At 58.5% G+C, this 16603-nt stretch carries 15 protein-coding genes and 1 pseudogene; 5 read left to right on the top strand and 11 right to left on the bottom strand.

The window, feature by feature from the left end:
• Positions 1-66: 66 nt before the first annotated feature.
• The 3 genes and pseudogenes from BSF40_RS05775 to BSF40_RS32970 form a co-directional block, all read right to left on the bottom strand.
• Positions 67-627 carry a carbonate dehydratase gene (locus BSF40_RS05775; RefSeq protein ID WP_095964384.1) on the bottom strand — a complete coding sequence of 187 codons (561 nt, stop codon included), beginning with the start codon at positions 625-627 and terminating at the stop codon, positions 67-69.
• A gap of 24 nt (positions 628-651) precedes the next feature.
• Positions 652-1551 carry a GTP cyclohydrolase FolE2 gene (gene folE2, locus BSF40_RS05770; protein ID WP_095964383.1) on the bottom strand — a complete coding sequence of 300 codons (900 nt, stop codon included), beginning with the start codon at positions 1549-1551 and terminating at the stop codon, positions 652-654.
• A 184-nt stretch (positions 1552-1735) separates the two neighbouring features.
• Positions 1736-1840 (bottom strand): annotated as a pseudogene (locus BSF40_RS32970) (glutamine synthetase); the annotation flags it as partial.
• 103 nt (positions 1841-1943) lie between these two features.
• Here BSF40_RS32970 and zigA point away from each other — a divergent pair.
• The gene (gene zigA, locus BSF40_RS05760; RefSeq protein WP_095964382.1) at positions 1944-3149 is read left to right on the top strand and encodes a zinc metallochaperone GTPase ZigA; all 1206 of its coding nucleotides are present in this window, start codon (positions 1944-1946) and stop codon (positions 3147-3149) included.
• Between the two features lie 15 nt (positions 3150-3164).
• Here zigA and BSF40_RS05755 read toward each other — a convergent pair whose 3' ends face one another.
• The gene (locus BSF40_RS05755; protein WP_095964381.1) at positions 3165-3521 is read right to left on the bottom strand and encodes an NADH:ubiquinone oxidoreductase; all 357 of its coding nucleotides are present in this window, start codon (positions 3519-3521) and stop codon (positions 3165-3167) included.
• Positions 3522-3548: 27 nt separating this feature from the next.
• Here BSF40_RS05755 and BSF40_RS05750 point away from each other — a divergent pair, with 27 nt between their 5' ends.
• The gene (locus tag BSF40_RS05750) at positions 3549-4520 is read left to right on the top strand and encodes a GTP-binding protein (protein ID WP_095964380.1); all 972 of its coding nucleotides are present in this window, start codon (positions 3549-3551) and stop codon (positions 4518-4520) included.
• Positions 4521-4524: 4 nt separating this feature from the next.
• On the opposite strand, the gene BSF40_RS05745 is transcribed toward BSF40_RS05750, so the two are convergent.
• Positions 4525-4938: a DUF3301 domain-containing protein gene (locus BSF40_RS05745; protein ID WP_007971681.1), complete on the bottom strand. Its 414-nt coding sequence runs from the start codon at positions 4936-4938 to the stop codon at positions 4525-4527.
• Positions 4939-5057: 119 nt separating this feature from the next.
• Here BSF40_RS05745 and pdxY point away from each other — a divergent pair, with 119 nt between their 5' ends.
• A complete protein-coding gene (pdxY, locus tag BSF40_RS05740) occupies positions 5058-5930 on the top strand; it encodes a pyridoxal kinase PdxY (RefSeq protein ID WP_095964379.1) in 873 nt (290 codons plus the stop codon).
• Between the two features lie 130 nt (positions 5931-6060).
• Here the strand turns inward: pdxY and BSF40_RS05735 are convergent, their stop codons facing one another.
• A complete protein-coding gene (locus BSF40_RS05735) occupies positions 6061-6543 on the bottom strand; it encodes an acyl-CoA thioesterase (RefSeq protein WP_007971685.1) in 483 nt (160 codons plus the stop codon).
• Positions 6544-6829: 286 nt separating this feature from the next.
• Here BSF40_RS05735 and BSF40_RS05730 point away from each other — a divergent pair, with 286 nt between their 5' ends.
• Positions 6830-8593, top strand: coding sequence for a cation:proton antiporter (locus tag BSF40_RS05730; protein ID WP_095964378.1), 1764 nt, complete (start codon positions 6830-6832; stop codon positions 8591-8593).
• A gap of 22 nt (positions 8594-8615) precedes the next feature.
• Here the strand turns inward: BSF40_RS05730 and BSF40_RS05725 are convergent, their stop codons facing one another.
• The 4 genes from BSF40_RS05725 to uvrD form a co-directional block, all read right to left on the bottom strand.
• Complete coding sequence (locus BSF40_RS05725; protein WP_003187120.1) at positions 8616-9023, bottom strand: SMI1/KNR4 family protein; 408 nt, start codon at positions 9021-9023, stop codon at positions 8616-8618.
• Positions 9024-9161: 138 nt separating this feature from the next.
• Positions 9162-10040 (bottom strand): Tim44 domain-containing protein, encoded by an 879-nt coding sequence (locus tag BSF40_RS05720; RefSeq protein WP_095964377.1) that lies wholly within the window; start codon positions 10038-10040, stop codon positions 9162-9164.
• Positions 10041-10219: 179 nt separating this feature from the next.
• Entirely contained in the window at positions 10220-10660 is a 441-nt protein-coding gene (locus BSF40_RS05715; RefSeq protein ID WP_095964376.1) for an EamA family transporter, read from the bottom strand.
• A gap of 158 nt (positions 10661-10818) precedes the next feature.
• Positions 10819-13002 (bottom strand): DNA helicase II, encoded by a 2184-nt coding sequence (gene uvrD, locus BSF40_RS05710; protein WP_095964375.1) that lies wholly within the window; start codon positions 13000-13002, stop codon positions 10819-10821.
• Positions 13003-13259: 257 nt separating this feature from the next.
• On the opposite strand from uvrD, the gene BSF40_RS05705 reads away from it, so the two are divergent.
• Complete coding sequence (locus BSF40_RS05705) at positions 13260-16130, top strand: EAL domain-containing protein (RefSeq protein WP_095964374.1); 2871 nt, start codon at positions 13260-13262, stop codon at positions 16128-16130.
• A gap of 60 nt (positions 16131-16190) precedes the next feature.
• On the opposite strand, the gene BSF40_RS05700 is transcribed toward BSF40_RS05705, so the two are convergent.
• The gene (locus BSF40_RS05700; protein WP_095964373.1) at positions 16191-16505 is read right to left on the bottom strand and encodes a hypothetical protein; all 315 of its coding nucleotides are present in this window, start codon (positions 16503-16505) and stop codon (positions 16191-16193) included.
• Positions 16506-16603 lie beyond the last annotated feature (98 nt).

The following is a 16603-nucleotide window of genomic DNA, read 5'->3' as shown; positions in this document are numbered from 1 at the left end:
TCTTGCCAGGCAATTTGTATCGGCGCATTCACTAGCCGGCATTGCCAATCAGCACGCTGCTGATGGTCAGAACTCGTTTTGCAGGGCTTTGTAGCCGCGCACCAGATCGACGTTGGTGCGCGCCACGTCTTCGGAAAACTCCGAAGCACTGACGCTTACCGGCGGGAATTGCGAGAGATCGGTGTTGGGGCCGATCCGCGTGGTGGAGGGCACGTAGAAGGCTTCAGGCAGGTCACGCCCGTCGACCACCGAGTTGTGTCGTACCACGCAACCGTCGCCGACCACGCAGTTGAACAGCACGCTGTTGAAGCCGATGAACACCCGATTACCCACGGTGCAGGGGCCATGCACGATCGAGCGGTGGGCGATGGAACTGAATTCGCCAATGGTCACTGCCGCGCCGGATTTGGAGTGGATCACCACGCCGTCCTGGATGTTCGAGTTGGCGCCGATGGTGATCGGCTGCATGTCGCCCGATTCGTCGACTTCGTCAGCGCGGATCACGGCGTAGGGACCGACGAACACGTTCTCGCCGATCACCACTTTGCCGCAAATGATTGCCGTCTTGTCGACGTAAGCAGACTCGGCAATCAGCGGTAAATCTCCGGATGGATTCTTGCGGATCATGGTTTGCTCAATGCGTTGTACAGGTTATTGAGGTTGTCCCCAGTTGAAACGGGTCTCGGCAACGGCGTCATGGGCGTGCAGGCTTTCGGCGTGGGCCACACGAATGTGGAAGGCATTGATGCCTGTGGAGCGTTTCAGGGCCAGATTCAAACGGCGTGCGGCGTCCTCGCAGAACATCAGATTCTGACCATTGGCCAAAGCGAAGGCCTGTTCGTCGGCGCGTTTTACGGCCGTTTGAACGGCTGTGCCGAGTGCAGCTTCGGCGTCGTTGATGATGGCGATCAGAGGCAACTCATCCAGGAAATCAGCCAGCCGTACGCACAACGTTGCTTGGCTGCGTTGGCTGTGAGGTGTGGCGACGATGCCGTTCGTGGTGCCGAGCCACGCTAAAACATCAGCGTGTTGCAGTGACTTGTTGGCGAAATCATCGACGAATTGCTGCTGTATCAACTGTCGAGAAAGGGCCGCTGAGCACGGACAGGTAGAGGAATAAGGCACGTCGATTTTTAGTTCCACGTGGAACATCGTGTTTTTCAAACGCGCTTCGATGCTCACCGGATAGCTTTTCCAGCCTGCCAATGGACTGATCAGCGCCTGTCTTTTCAGCAGTACATCGGCGTGAATAGTTAAGTGCGCACTACTGGACAGGTCTTCATGACTCTCAAGAAAACGCTGCAAAACCCGTCGCAATAAAGCCGGCGAAAGGCTTTCCTGCTCCAGCAATTCAAGCGCCAGATAGAGCCGTGACATGTGAATGCCGCGCGCATTGCCATCGTCGAGGCTCACGCCGGCATCAGCCTTTGCATTCAAGCGTTGGCCATCAAACATAACGGGAAGAGCAATGCCGCACATGCCCACCCACTCCAGTGGCAGGGCTTGGCGTGAGGCCTGCGCGGCGATATCCGGCAGAGTCAGCGCATTCATGAGCAGGTCCGTCGTGGGAGTTGATTTGTCATGTTATAGTATAACAATGAAGTCGACGATGCTTTTTTCATGGATGGGTCTTCATCTTCAGGGGCGCTACTTGCTTAACCTGATTCTGGCCGGCGCGGGCTTTGCCAATGGGGGCGTCGGCTGGCTATGCAAATTCGAAGAAAAACGGGCAGGCCTAACAGCCAGTGATCCGGTTGCAGGTGAACTTCGCGCTGCTGCCACCGGAGTTGGAAAACCGGTTGATTGTGGTCCAGACGACGCGCTGGTTGTAGCCAACCCAGGTTACCCGGCCGGGCAAGAGAGGATGGCTTGTTTGCGATGTTACGGTATAACATTATATAAGCCCGGCGCAGCGACCGGGCATCCCTGTGAGGAATATGCAGATGTCCAACCGACTCCCCGTGACCGTTCTCTCCGGCTTTCTTGGCGCCGGAAAAAGTACACTTCTTAATTACATACTACGTAATCGCGATGGTCTGCGGGTTGCAGTCATCGTCAACGATATGAGCGAAATCAACGTCGATGGCACCGAAGTCCAGCGTGATGTCAGCCTTAATCGGGCTGAAGAGCGGTTAGTGGAAATGAGTAACGGGTGTATTTGCTGTACGTTACGTGAAGACTTGCTCGAGGAAGTGAGCCAACTCGCCAGGGAGGGCCGCTTCGACTATCTGCTGATCGAATCCACCGGCATTTCCGAACCGCTGCCGGTGGCGGAAACCTTCACCTTTCGCGATGAAAATGGCCAGAGCCTCAACGACATCGCGCGTCTCGACACCATGGTCACGGTGGTCGACGGTATGAACTTCCTGCTCGATTATCAGGCTGCCGAAAGCCTGGCCTCCCGGGGAGAAACACTTGGCGAAGAAGACGAACGTTCGATTACCGATCTGTTGATTGAGCAGGTCGAGTTCGCCGATGTGATTCTGCTCAGCAAGATCGACTTGATCAGCAGCCACCAACGTGAGGAATTGATCGTCATCCTCGAGCGGCTCAATGCCCGGGCGGAAATCATTGCGATGACGATGGGCGAAATCCCCTTGGATAAAATCCTCAACACCGGTCGTTTTGACTTCGAAAAGGCTGCCCAGGCGCCGGGATGGTTGCAGGAGCTGCGCGGGGAGCACGTGCCGGAAACTGAAGAATATGGCATTGCTTCCAGCGCTTACCGGGCACGTCGGCCGTTCCATCCGCAGCGTTTCTTCGACTTCATCGACGGCCCCTGGGACAACGGCAAGCTGTTGCGTTCAAAGGGTTTTTTCTGGCTGGCGAGCAAGCATATGGACGCCGGCAGCTGGTCCCAGGCCGGCGGTTTGATGCGCTATGGTTTTGCCGGGCGCTGGTGGCGTTTCGTACCGAAAAACCAATGGCCGCAGGACGAAGAAAGTACCACCGGGATCATGAAAAACTGGACCGCCGACAGCGGGGATTGTCGTCAGGAACTGGTGTTCATCGGTCAGCACATCGACTTCAAGCAGCTCACCGCCGAACTGGACGCCTGCCTGCTGACCGATGAGGAAATGACGTTGGGCGTAGAGGGCTGGCGTTTGCTGCCTGATCCATTCGGCCCTTGGTACGAAGACGCTGCCTGATCCTCTGATGGCGCTTCAAGGCTTGAGCCAGGTGCCCTGGCTCTGGGCCTCGCAGTACGGCTGCAAATATGCCGCGTCGGTGGCAACGCCGTAATAGTGAATATCCTGGCGGTAGGGCATATTGGCGACTTGAGCGTTGCTGCAGACGCCAAATGCGCCGCCGGGGCATTGATCGACATACTGCACATCGACTTTCTGCCCCGCCAGGTTCGGCTGGCAGAAACCATCGGCGAAGAGTTTTGGCGGGATGTTGCGGTTCTGCTGGCAAACCTGGACATCAAGCCGCTCGGCCTGGCTGTGAACCACGCAGGCCTGGGCCAGCGCCTCGCCTGAAACGAGTGCCAAGAGCAACGACAAGCCAATCAACCGCATCCATCACCTCCTCAGAAATCATCGACCATGCTGCAGAATATCCCCACTCATGTCATTGCCGGTCCGTTGGGCGCCGGCAAGACCAGCCTGATCAAGCACCTGTTGGCCCAGCGCCCGGCAGGCGAGCGGTGGGCGGTGTTGATCAACGAGTTTGGCCAGATCGGTCTCGACGCTGCGCTGCTGACCCGGGACGCCGATGGTATCGCACTGGGTGAAGTGGCCGGGGGCTGCCTGTGCTGCGTCAACGGTGCACCCTTTCAGATTGGTCTTGGGCGCTTGTTGCGCAAGGCGCAACCGGATCGACTGTTCATCGAACCCTCGGGGCTGGGGCATCCGGCGCAGTTGCTCAGGCAATTGAGCGAAGCACCTTGGCAAGGCGTGTTGGCTGTTCAGCCTTGTGTGTTGGTGCTGGACGCCCAGGCGCTCGCCGCTGGCAAACCGTTGCCGGATGCACAACAGCAAGCCCTGAGCCATGCGGGACTGTTACTGCTGAACAAGTCCGAAGGTCTCGAGGAAGACAGTCGCCAGCAAGTCGCTGCTCTATTGCCGCCGACGCCTCTGTGCTGGACGCAACAGGCGGTTTTATCCTTGAGCGAGTTGCCGGGGCTGAATGCCAAAGCGCTGGCAGGTGTGGATAACTTCGTCGTGCCCAAGGGATTGGCGCAGCTGCCGGCGGTCTGGAGCGATCCCGCGTTGCCCATTTGCCTGAGTCAGGAGCAGGACGGAGGCTGGAGCATCGGATGGCGTTGGCACCCAAGCCAGGTATTTGATGCCGCGCTGGTTGGCCAGTGGCTTGAAAGCCTTGGCTGGAGGCGGGCGAAGCTGGTTATCCACAGCGCCAACGGATGGATCTCGGCGAACGCGGTGGATAACTCGGCGCTGGACTGGCAGCCCAGTGAGTGGCGGCAGGATTCACGCATCGAGCTGATTTTCAGTGAACCCCAGGATGCAGAACGGTTGCAGAGTGAACTGGCAGCGTGCCGAGCCGAATCGGCTTAACGGCTTACGGCCGCCACTTGGTATGTTCCTGACGCCACTGGCTCAGCTCGATCACTTCTGCGCGAGGCTTTACCACATCGACCACCGGTTCGGTTTCGTCGAACGGGACCGGGTAGGGCGCCAGTTCAATCTGTGCGCTGTGCGCGCCGAACTGGGTGATGGTGCCGTTGTGGCGGGTTTCGCCGGTCACGGTGAACTCGAAGTTATACACGCGGGCCAGACGTCGCCGACCACTGGCATCCCTGATGAACGCGATTCTTTTCAACGCCACGTTGCCGTCCAGCAATTCGATCCCGAGCTTGGTGCAATGCTGCTTGACCCGCTCCAGCGCGCGCTCGCGCAAGCCGTGGTTGTGCCATAGCCATGCGCCGGCAGTGGCGAACAGCATCAGCACGAATATATTTCCAAGGGTCAGCATCAACAGGGTGCTCCAACAAGATAGTGTCAGCTTAACTGCGTCGCTGGTCTGTCGTACAGGCTGCGTTTAGTCGCATACTGCGCGGCTAGAATTTCAATCGTTTTACGGAAATCCACCGCATGAAACGTACACCGCATTTGCTCGCTATCCAGTCCCACGTGGTATTCGGTCACGCCGGCAACAGTGCCGCGGTTTTCCCGATGCAACGGGTCGGGGTGAATGTCTGGCCGCTCAACACCGTGCAGTTCTCCAATCACACCCAGTACGGTCAATGGGCCGGCGAAGTGCTGGCGCCGCATCAGATACCTGAGTTGGTCGAGGCTATCGCGGCGATTGGCGAGCTGGGCAACTGCGATGCGGTGCTCTCCGGTTACCTTGGCAGTGCGGCCCAGGGCCGGGCGATCCTGACGGGTGTGACGCGGATCAAGTCGATGAATCCCAAGGCACTGTACCTGTGTGACCCGGTCATGGGGCATCCGGAGAAAGGCTGCAGTGTTCCGGCGGAAGTCAGTGATTTTCTGCTGGAGGAGGCCGCCGCCGTAGCGGACTTCATGTGCCCGAACCAGCTGGAGCTGGACAGTTTCTCCGGGCGCAAGCCGCAATCGCTGTTCGATTGCCTGGCCATGGCGCGTGCATTGCTGGCGCGCGGCCCGAAAGCGGTGCTGGTCAAGCATCTGGACTACCCAGGCAAGTCGGCAGAGGTCTTCGAGATGCTGCTGGTGACAGCCGAAGGCAGCTGGCATTTGCAGCGCCCGTTGCTGGCGTTCCCGCGTCAGCCGGTGGGTGTGGGCGATCTGACGTCCGGGCTGTTCCTGGCACGCGTGCTGTTGGGTGACAGCCTGGTGGCCGCGTTCGAGTTCGCGGCGTCGGCGGTGCATGAAGTGCTGCTGGAAACCCAGGCCTGTGCCAGCTACGAGTTGGAACTGGTTCGGGCTCAGGACCGGATTGCCCATCCGCGGGTGCGGTTCGAGGCGACCCCGATCAGCCTCTGATTGAGTGTTGAGCCCATTCGCGAGCAAGCCCGCTCCCACATTTGATCTTTGGTGTTGCATAGATCCATTGTGGGAGCGGGCTTGCTCGCGAAGGCTATCCAGAAAACACCGTCAACCTGACTGAACAAACTCAGGCGTCGCCCTTGATCTCCTGATAACGTTTTTCCAGTTCCTGGCGAATCTGCCGGCGCTGCTGGGCCTGGATGAAGCGGCGCTTGCTCTCGCTGTTGTCCGGTTGCAGCGGCGGTACCTGGGCAGGTTTTCGCTGGTCATCCACCGCGACCATGGTGAAGAAGCAGCTGTTGGTGTGACGCACCGATCGCTCGCGAATGTTCTCGGTCACCACTTTGATGCCCACCTCCATGGAGGTGTTGCCGGTGTAGTTGACCGAGGCGAGAAAGGTCACCAGTTCGCCGACATGGATCGGCTCACGGAAAATGACCTGGTCCACCGACAGGGTCACCACATAACGGCCGGCATAACGGCTGGCGCAGGCGTAGGCCACTTCGTCGAGGTACTTGAGCAGGGTGCCACCGTGAACATTGCCAGAGAAGTTGGCCATGTCTGGGGTCATCAATACCGTCATCGACAGCTGGGCGTTTCCGGGTTCCATAGCATTCTCACGGGTCAAGGCCAGGTTTGAGGGATGCACCTCTGCGGGTGCCTCGGCGGTTTTTTCAAACCAACAGTTATCGGGACGCCGGGTGCGGAGTCGCCGTCACGCCGGATCGATCTGTTTCCATATATTGCACCGCCTTTCTGCCAGAAGTCGCGGTGTTACCCTGCAAAAAGCCCGGACACAAGGTCATTTCCTACGCGCAAAGCAGACTTTTGCTCGGCTTGATCAGACCATTCCTGCGTCTGTGAGTCGGGCAACTTCAATCAGGGAGCCGCTCGCCATGCATGCCATCAGTTTCATTCAGGATCTGGCAGTGATCATGTTGATCGCAGGTGTGGTGACCGTGGTTTTTCATCGCCTGAAACAACCGGTGGTGCTGGGCTACATCGTCGCCGGTTTCATCATTGGCCCGCACACCCCGCCATTCGGCCTGATCCATGACGAAGAAACCATCAAGACCCTGGCCGAACTCGGGGTGATATTCCTGATGTTCTGCCTGGGCCTGGAGTTCAGCCTGCGCAAGTTGTTCAAGGTCGGTGCCACGGCCTTCATCGCGGCATTCCTGGAAATCGTGCTGATGATCTGGATCGGCTACGAGATCGGTCGCTGGTTTGACTGGAACACCATGGATTCACTGTTCCTCGGCGCGATCCTGGCGATTTCTTCAACCACCATCATCGTCAAGGCACTCAATGATCTGAAGTTGAAGAACGAGCGGTTTGCGCAGTTGATATTCGGTGTGCTGATCGTCGAAGACATTCTGGGCATCGGCATCATCGCGCTTCTGTCCAGCATCGCCGTCAGTGGTACGGTCAGCTCGGGCGAAGTGTTTTCCACAGTGGGCAAACTGTCGCTGTTCATGATCGTCGCATTGGTCATCGGCATTCTGTTGGTGCCGCGGTTGCTGGCCTACGTGGCGAGGTTCGAGAGCAACGAAATGCTGCTGATTACCGTGCTGGGCCTGTGTTTCGGCTTCTGCCTGCTGGTGGTCAGGCTTGAATACAGTATGGTCCTCGGCGCGTTCCTGATCGGCGCGATCATGGCTGAATCCCGGCAACTGCTGAAAATCGAGCGCTTGATTGAACCGGTTCGAGATCTTTTCAGCGCGATTTTCTTTGTGGCCATCGGTTTGATGCTCGATCCGGCGATCCTGCTTCAGTACGCTTGGCCAATCGCCGTAATCACCGTAGCCGTGGTGCTCGGCAAGATGTTGTCCTGCGGCCTTGGTGCATTTATCGCTGGTAATGACGGACGCACGTCGCTGCGGGTCGGGATGGGTCTTTCACAGATTGGCGAGTTCTCTTTCATCATTGCTGCGCTGGGCATGACGTTGCAGGTCACCAGTAACTTTTTATACCCGGTGGCTGTGGCGGTGTCGGTGATCACCACCTTGCTGACGCCTTATCTGATTCGCGCGGCTGATCCATTGTCGATCAAGCTTGCGGGCGTCATGCCGGAACGCCTGGGACGGGTGTTGGGGATGTACGGCGAATGGCTGCGCAGCATCCAGCCACAGGGCGAGGGGGCGCTGCTGGCGTCGATGATCAGAAGGATTTTGCTGCAGGTCGGGGTCAACCTGGCATTGGTGATCGCGATTTTCTTCTCGGGCGCGTACTTCGCCGAACGCATGTCGGCTTACGTGCAAGGCTGGATCAGCGACCCGAGCTGGCAGAAGGCATTGATCTGGGGTGGGGCGCTATTGTTGTCGCTGCCTTTTTTGATTGCGGCATACCGCAAGCTCAAAGCCCTGTCGATGTTGTTGGCGGAAATGGGCGTCAAGCCAGAGATGGCCGGGCGCCATACGCAGCGAGTGCGCAGGGTGATCGCCGAAGTGATCCCGATCCTGTCGCTGCTGGTGATCTTTTTGCTGTTGGCAGCCTTGTCGGCCAGTATTCTGCCGACCAACAAGTTGCTGGTACTGATCGCCGTGGTCGCGGCCGCCGTGGCGGCGCTGCTGTGGCGCTGGTTCATTCGTGTGCATACGCGGATGCAGGTGGCGTTGCTGGAAACCCTCGATAATCACAAGGAGTCGTCCGGGCATTGACCACCCAGCGGCGTTGACGGAATCAGCTTTCCAGCCAGACGTCCCGCGCCCAGTGCCACACCGACTCCCAGGTCTCTTCGGCGATCAGCTCTTCTTCGGCCTGCCAAAGCACCACGGTGCCGTCCTCTTCGACGCAGTAGTAGTCGTCACCGTCCTGGCAGATCGGGATCAGGCTGCGATCGACACCGGCGTCCCAGGCGTTGGCGGCAACGTCGGGCAGGTAGGTGTGGGATTGCGGGTCAGTCACGGTGACCGGTTCCAGGCTACCGTAGACCACGTCGCTGACGGTCAACAGAAACTCTCTGAAGACGAACGGAATGTCGATGAACAGTTGTTCTTCGATTTCGACCAGCAGGTCTTCGTCAGGCAATTCCAAGGGGACCGGTACCGGTTCGTTGGCTTCACGCAGTTGTTCGATGATTTCTTCCACGTCCGGGATCCTCTTGCTTGTATGGCGCGGTTTATATGGGGCGGTTTATACAGTAGCTTGCTATAGATGCAACCGCGAAATAGAAAACCCCAGCCAGGGCTGGGGTTTTCTTTTCAGCAAGTGAAGCGCGGTGCGGGATCAGCCGTTCTGGCGGATACCTGCCACCAGCCAAGGCTGGTTTTCGCCCTGTGCACGTTCCATGTTCCAGCTTTCGCTGAAGACTTCGCCCTGGTCGAAACGCGAAGTTTTCGACACGCCGGTGAAGGTCAGGGTGGCAATGGTCTTGTCGGCGCGATCATCCACACCGTCCAGCTGTACATTGAGGTTATCAATGTAGGTGGACTGGAAACCGTCACCCAGGTCGGCACGCTCACGCTTGAGGAACTCCAGCATTTGCGGGGTCACGAACTCGGCGATCTTGTCCATTTCATTGGCGTCCCAGTGCTGTTGCAGGGACTGGAAGTGATTGCGCGCCGCTTCGACGAAGTTTCTTTCGTTGAACCAGGCTGGAGCGTTGATCACTGGACGAGCGGCAACAGGCGCTGGCGAACCACCGAAAATCGAACCGCCGGCAGGCTTTTGTTCGAACGCTTCACGTTGCATCGGTGCGTGGCCGGCCGGAGCGTAATGCTCCTGCTGCTTGCGACGACGGGCGGCGATAAAGCGGAAGACCAGGAATGCAATGACAGCCATGATCAGGATGTCGAAGATCTGCATGCCCTGGAAGCCGTCGCCCATGAACATGGAGGCCAGCAGGCCGCCGGCAGCGATACCGGCCAGAGGGCCGAGCCAGCGCGAAGCGCCACCGGCCTTGGCAGCGGCGCCAGCGGCACCGGCAGCACCAGCGGTCGCCGCAGCGCCGCCCATGCCTGGAGAAGAAGGAGCCATCTGGCTGGTCTGGTGCGTCGGCGCAGCGCCTGCGCTTTTGCCACCACCGAAGCGCTTGGCGGCATTGACGTCGAGACTCATCGTCAGGCCGATGCACAACGCCATGGCGATGCTAAGAAAACGTTTCATAAAGGGAATTCCCATTTGTGGAAGGCACGCGCGCCATGTTGCACAGCTGAAGTGTTACTGGCTAGCGGCAGAGTGTTTCGGGCTTTTGCCTGACAGGTTTTATTCAGCTTAAGTCAGTGCAATAGGGCCTTTTGACTTTGATCTGTCAGATGAGTGGATAAGTTCTGTAGGACACTCGCTTAGCGACGTAATGCCAGCATGACGACTCCGGCCGTGATCAGACCCATTGCGCCCCATTGGCGCAAGTCGAGTTTTTCACCCAGCAGGACTACGCCAAGTACGGCCACCAACACCACGCTGAGTTTGTCCACCGGGGCAACCAGTGACGCCGGACCGACCTTGAGTGCACGGAAATAGCAGATCCACGACGCACCGGTGGCCAGGCCCGACAACAGCAGGAACAGGTAGCTCTTTGCCGAGATCGATCCTAATGACTGATATTGGCCCGTGGCGTACAAAATCAAGGCCAGGCTGACCAATACCACGATCGTACGCAGCAGGGTGGCGAAGTCGGAATTGACGTTTTCGATGCCGACTTTCGCGAAAATGGCGGTCATCGCCGCGAACGCCGCCGATAACAGGGCCCAGAATGTCCAGGAGGAAAAGAAGCCTGAGCCCATGCTTTTTTGCACCTTATTCAGATCAATATCTGCAAGACCACACGGAACCCTGTGGGAGCGGGCTTGCTCGCGAATGGGTACACCGCGGTAGTGCAGTAATACCGCGTCATCGTTCTTCGCGAGCAAGCCCGCTCCCACATTAGACCTTTGGCGGTCTTTTAGATCGCTTCCAGCTTGGCGTAACCCAGCATCAGCCACTTGCTGCCTTCGCTGAAGTTCACCTGCACCCGGGCCTGAGCACCGGCGCCCTCGAAGTTGAGGATCACGCCGTCACCGAAGATCGAATGGCGTACGGTCTGGCCCAGACTGAAGCCGGTTTGCGGAATTTCGCTGCCGCTGAACAGGTTGCTGCCACTCATCGACTGGTTGCCACCGAACGGCCGGCTGACACTGTTGGACAAGCGTACTTCCTGAATAAGGCCTTTGGGTACTTCGCGTACGAAGCGCGACACCTTGTTGTAGGTCTCGCTGCCATAAAGGCGTCGGGTTTCAGCGTAGGTCATTACCAGGTTCTGCATCGCCCGGGTAATGCCGACGTAGGCCAGACGACGTTCTTCCTCAAGGCGGCCGGGCTCTTCCAGGCTCATCTTGTGCGGAAACAGGCCTTCTTCCATGCCCACCAGGAACACGTAAGGGAATTCCAGGCCCTTGGCGCTGTGCAGGGTCATCAGTTGAATGCTGTCTTCGTGCTCGTCGGCCTGCGTATCGCCGGCCTCCAGCGAGGCATGACCGAGGAACGCGGCCAATGGCGTCAGGTCTTCGTCTTCTTCGCTGTTTTCGAAGTTACGCGCGGCACTGACCAGTTCCTCAAGGTTTTCCACCCGGGCCTGGCCTTTCTCGCCTTTTTCCGCTTCGTGATAGGCGATCAGGCCCGATTGCTCGATGACGGTCTGGGTCATCAGGTGCAGCGGCATTTCCATGCACTTGGCGGCGAGGTTCTCGATCAACTCGATAAACGCGCCAAGGGCACCGGCCGCACGACCGGTCAGGCCTTTGTTGGCCACCAGTTGGCGCATCGCTTCCCACATCGACACATCGCTGTGGCGCGCATGGTCACGGATCGCTTCGACGGTTTTCTCGCCGATGCCGCGGGCCGGCACGTTGATCACCCGTTCCAGCGCGGCGTCGTTGCCCCGCCCTTCGAGCAATCGCAGGTAAGCCATGGCGTTCTTGATTTCGGCTCGCTCAAAGAAGCGCTGACCGCCATAGATGCGGTACGGAATGCGTTCACGCAGCAGCGCTTCTTCCAAAACCCGCGATTGGGCGTTGGAACGGTACAAAATCGCAATATCGCTACGAGAAAGGCCGGTTTTCAGCGCGCTTTCTATGGTTTCGACAACGTAGCGTGCTTCGTCGTGTTCGTTGAAGGCGGCATACAGATTGATTGCCTCGCCGTCGCCACCGTCGGTCCACAGCTCTTTGCCCAGGCGTCCGGTGTTGTTGGCGATCAAGGCGTTGGCTGCCTTCAGGATGCCGGCGGTGGAGCGATAGTTCTGCTCCAGGCGAATGGTTTCGGCGTCCGGGAAGTCTTCGGAATACTGGTAGATGTTCTCGATTTTCGCGCCACGCCAGCCGTAGATCGACTGGTCGTCATCGCCCACCACCATCAGGCTGTCGCCACCCTTGGCCAGCAGGCGCAACCAGGCGTACTGCACGGCGTTGGTGTCCTGGAACTCGTCCACGAGGATGTGCCGGAAGCGCTTTTGATAGTGAGCGAGCAGGCCTGGGTGGTCGCGCCACAGATCGAGGGCGCGCAGCAACAGTTCGGAGAAGTCGATGACACCGGCGCGCAGGCACGCGGCCTCGTAGGCCTCATAGATGCCGCGCATGGTCGCCAGGAACAGATCGCCACTGGCTTGAATGTGTTGCGGGCGCAGACCTTCGTCTTTCTGCCCGTTGATGAACCATTGGGCCTGACGGGCCGGCCAGCGTTGCTCGTCCAGGCCGAGTTCGCGGATCACCCGCTTGACCAGCCGTTGCTGGTCATCGCTGTCGAGAATCTGGAAGGTCTGGCTCAAGCCTGCTTCCTGCCAGTGCGCCCGCAGCAAGCGGTGCGCCAGGCCGTGGAAGGTGCCGACCCACATGCCGGCCGGGTTGATGCCCATCAGTTGCTCGATGCGCTGGCGCATCTCGGCAGCAGCCTTGTTGGTGAAGGTCACCGACAGGATGGAGTGGGGCGAGGCGTTTTCGACCTGGATCAGCCAGGCGATACGGTGCACCAGCACTCGGGTTTTACCGGAGCCAGCACCGGCCAGGACCAACTGACGACCCACGGGGGCCGCTACGGCCTGGCGTTGGGCATCGTTGAGGGAGTTCAGCAAAAGGGAGAGATCATCGCGCATCGGGGCATTCTAGGGGGCCGCGACACACCGGGCAAACTCCGCTTCGCATTAACCGATGAAAGTTACGCGAGGGACGACCGGTCGGTCATCGGCTGCGGGCGTTGGCGGGGCGTGCCTTCAGGGTTTTCAGGGAGGGGCGGCGGCTGAAAAATTTGGCGATTTATTGATCAGCAGCAGTTTGGTCCGGGCAATTGCTTGTGTATGCTCCGAGCAGTTTCGGGCCCATGCTCATCATTATAAGAACAAGAACATCGCCTATGACCCTCAGCTTCGACCTGTCGGGCCCCACTGTGGAGCCTCGGGTTATCAGAAAGCAATACGCCATGGAAATGGCGGTCGAACGCACGCGCCTGTTGTATCAGGGCTCGCTGCTGCCCACGTTGTTCATGCTGATCAATGGCCTGGTCTGTGCCGGTTTGCTCTGGAGTCCGCAGCGCTATTTCCTGGTCAGTGTCTGGCTGGTGTGGTTGTTGTCCTTGGTGGCATTGCGGGTGATTCAGGTCGCAGCCTTCGATTCGGCCATCCCCAATCGTCAAGCCCAGCCCATTTGGCGGCGGATGTTTTTGCTGGGCTCCGGCCTCACCGGTCTGACCCTGGCCGGTGCCGGCATTGCCCTGGTTCCCGCCGATAACTTCATTCAGCAAGCCTGGGTCTTCGGCCTCATCGGTGCCGCAGCGCTTTCGGCCAGCGTGGCTTATGCCGTCAGTTTGCCGGCCTTTCTGTCTTTCACCTTGCCCTGCCTGCTACCGGCCATTGCCTATATGTTTTGGGGCGGTGACGAACAGCAGCAGGGCTGGGGCTGGTTCGGGCTGATTCTGCTCGGTGCATTGAGTGTGGTTGCCTGGCAGGTCAATCGATTGATCGATCGGGGCTTGATGCGACGCTTTCAGAATCAGGCATTGATCGAACATCTACAGCAGGCGCAAAGCTGCAGTGATCAGCTCAATCAAAAGCTGGCCAAGGAGATCGAACAGCGTCGACGCGCCGAGAACGAATTGCGAGAGATCCAGGTCGACCTGGAAAACCGCGTCGCTCAGCGCAGCCTGGAGCTGGACGCCGCCAACCAGGCGCTGAGCAAGAGTGAAGCACGCCTGGCGCTGGCATTGAAGGCCAGCGAGTTGGGGTTGTGGGACTGGAATCTGCAAACCGACGAAGTCCATCACACGCAGATTCAGGAATTGTTCGGCCTGGAGCCGGACCAGGTCACGGCAATCCTGCGTCATCTCAAGCCGCGTCTTCACCCCGAGGACCTTCCAGCGCTGAAAAGGGCACTGGTCGAGCATCTGAAGGGCCGCACCGAGGACTATCAAATCGAGTATCGCGTGCGCCATGGCGATGGCCACTGGGTCTGGATCGAGGACCGTGGGCGGGCGGTCGAGCGTGCCGAGAACGGACGGGTTTTGCGCATGGTCGGCACTCGGCGCGACATCAGCGTCAGCAAAAACCTGGAAGAGCAGCGGCAACTGGCGGCGACCGTATTCGAGGCGGCCAGCGAAGGGATTGTGATTTTCGACCCGAACTATGCCCTGATCGCAATCAATCAAGCCTTCAGTCGGGTGACCGGCTATGCCATCGAAGACATGATCGGACGCAAAGTCGTTGAGTTGCCATGCAGTCGAGATGCGCGTCGGCATTATGCCGCGATCCATCAGGCGCTGGAGCAGCAAGGCAGCTGGCAGGGTGAATTGGTGGAAACCCGCAAGAACGGCGAGATGTATCCGCAATGGCTGCAATTGAATGCCGTGCGCGATAGCCGGGGAAATGTCAGCCATATCGTGGGCTTCTTCGCGGATCTTTCTGCCCGCCGGGAATCCGAAGAGCGTATGCGCTATCTGACCCATTACGACGAACTCACCGGTCTGGCCAATCGCGCGATGTTCCGCGAGCGTCTCAGCGAGGCTCATCAACGAGTACGACAGGGCGGTTATCGCAGCCTGGCTTTGCTGCACATCAATCTCGACCGGTTCAAGCAACTCAACGACAGCCTGGGGCATGAAGTCGCCGACCAGTTGTTGCAGAAAATGGCCCGGCGACTGGTGAATGCATTGCCTGAAGCAGACACCATCGCGCGCCTCTCGGGCGATGAGTTTGCCGTGCTGTTCAACGCCTACGGCAACCTTTCAAGCCTGGCCCGGGTGGCGACTCGTCTGGCGAGCAAGTTGCGTTTGCCGGTGACCATTGACGGGCATGAGCTGGTGGTCAGTGCGTCAATGGGCATCAGTCTGTTGCCGGACAGCGCCCGGGAAATATCGGCACTGGTCAGTCAGTCGAACATGGCGATGCAGCATGCCAAACACCTGGGTGGCGATAATTTCCAGTTTTACACCGACAGCTTGCAAGCCAGCACGCTGGAGCGTTTACAACTGGAAAACCACCTGCGCAAAGCCATCGAAGACAAACAGCTGAAGGTGTTTTACCAACCGAAACTGTGCCTGGCCACTGGCCGGTTGAATGCCGCCGAAGCCTTGGTGCGTTGGGATCATCCGACCATGGGCCGCGTGCCGCCGGGGGATTTCATCGGCCTGGCTGAAGAAACCGGATTGATCGGCCCGATCGGTGAGTTCGTGCTGCGTCAGGCCTGCTGGCAAGCCTGTGAGTGGCAGCGACAGGGGCTTGAGCCGATTCGGGTGTCGGTCAACTTGTCGGTGCATCAATTGCGCCAGGGCAAGCTGGTCAGTCTGGTGCGACAGGTGCTGGAAGAGACCGGGTTGGCACCGCACTATCTGGAGCTGGAGCTTACCGAAAGCCAGTTGCTGGACAGCGTCGAGCACATCATCGCAACCTTCCAGCAGTTACGTGATCTGGGCGTGAAGCTGGCGATCGATGATTTTGGCACCGGGTATTCGTCTTTGAGTTATCTCAAACGCATTCCGGTGGACTACGTGAAGATCGACCAGGCGTTTATCCGCGGACTGGGCGAGGGCACCGAAGATGCCGCGATTACACGGGCGATCATTGCCATGGCCCATGGCTTGTCGTTGAAGGTTGTCGCGGAAGGGGTGGAGCACCAGGAGCAGCTTGAGTTTCTCAAGGCTGAGCGCTGCGATGAGGTGCAAGGTTATCTGATCAGTCGGCCGGTCGAGGCGCAGGTTCTGGCCGTTCTGCTGCGAGAGAATGGTGTGGATTGACCGAAATGGCTTCCCGTCAGGCCATGGCGGTCTGACGGGAAGTTTGCAGCGGGTAATTCCTTAATCGGTGATCAGTACTTTATCAATATGGTGAAGTAACTTTCCTGCGAAAAAAATACTGACGCCGGTGACACTGGAAGGCCCCATTTTCTTATATTCGACAAACTTGTCTGTCAGGACTTGCAATGCAATTTCGTGGGTTGTTTCAAGTTCCAGGTCGAGTCGCAAATCAAAAGACTTGTCCTGGATTTCGCTCAATACCAGCCTCGGCGTAATGCCAGAGTTTGGAACGGTTACCGTGCCAAAGGCATGGAAGGAAGCCGCGCCGGGCATGCGGTCAATTTGGGCGACCCAATTTTTAGTTGTAATGGTCATTGTGTGTAACTCCTGTAATTAAGATAATTGCGTCCTGCCTGTTTAATATATCCCTCTCTGTTTGGTTGGTGGGTAGCGATACTTAACTTGTTTGTAAG

Origin of the sequence: Pseudomonas sp. ACN5, from assembly GCF_002303975.1 — a bacterium.
GTDB classification, from domain to species: Bacteria; Pseudomonadota; Gammaproteobacteria; order Pseudomonadales; family Pseudomonadaceae; genus Aquipseudomonas; species Aquipseudomonas laurylsulfatiphila.
This window is presented reverse-complemented; position numbering and strand designations above follow the sequence as displayed.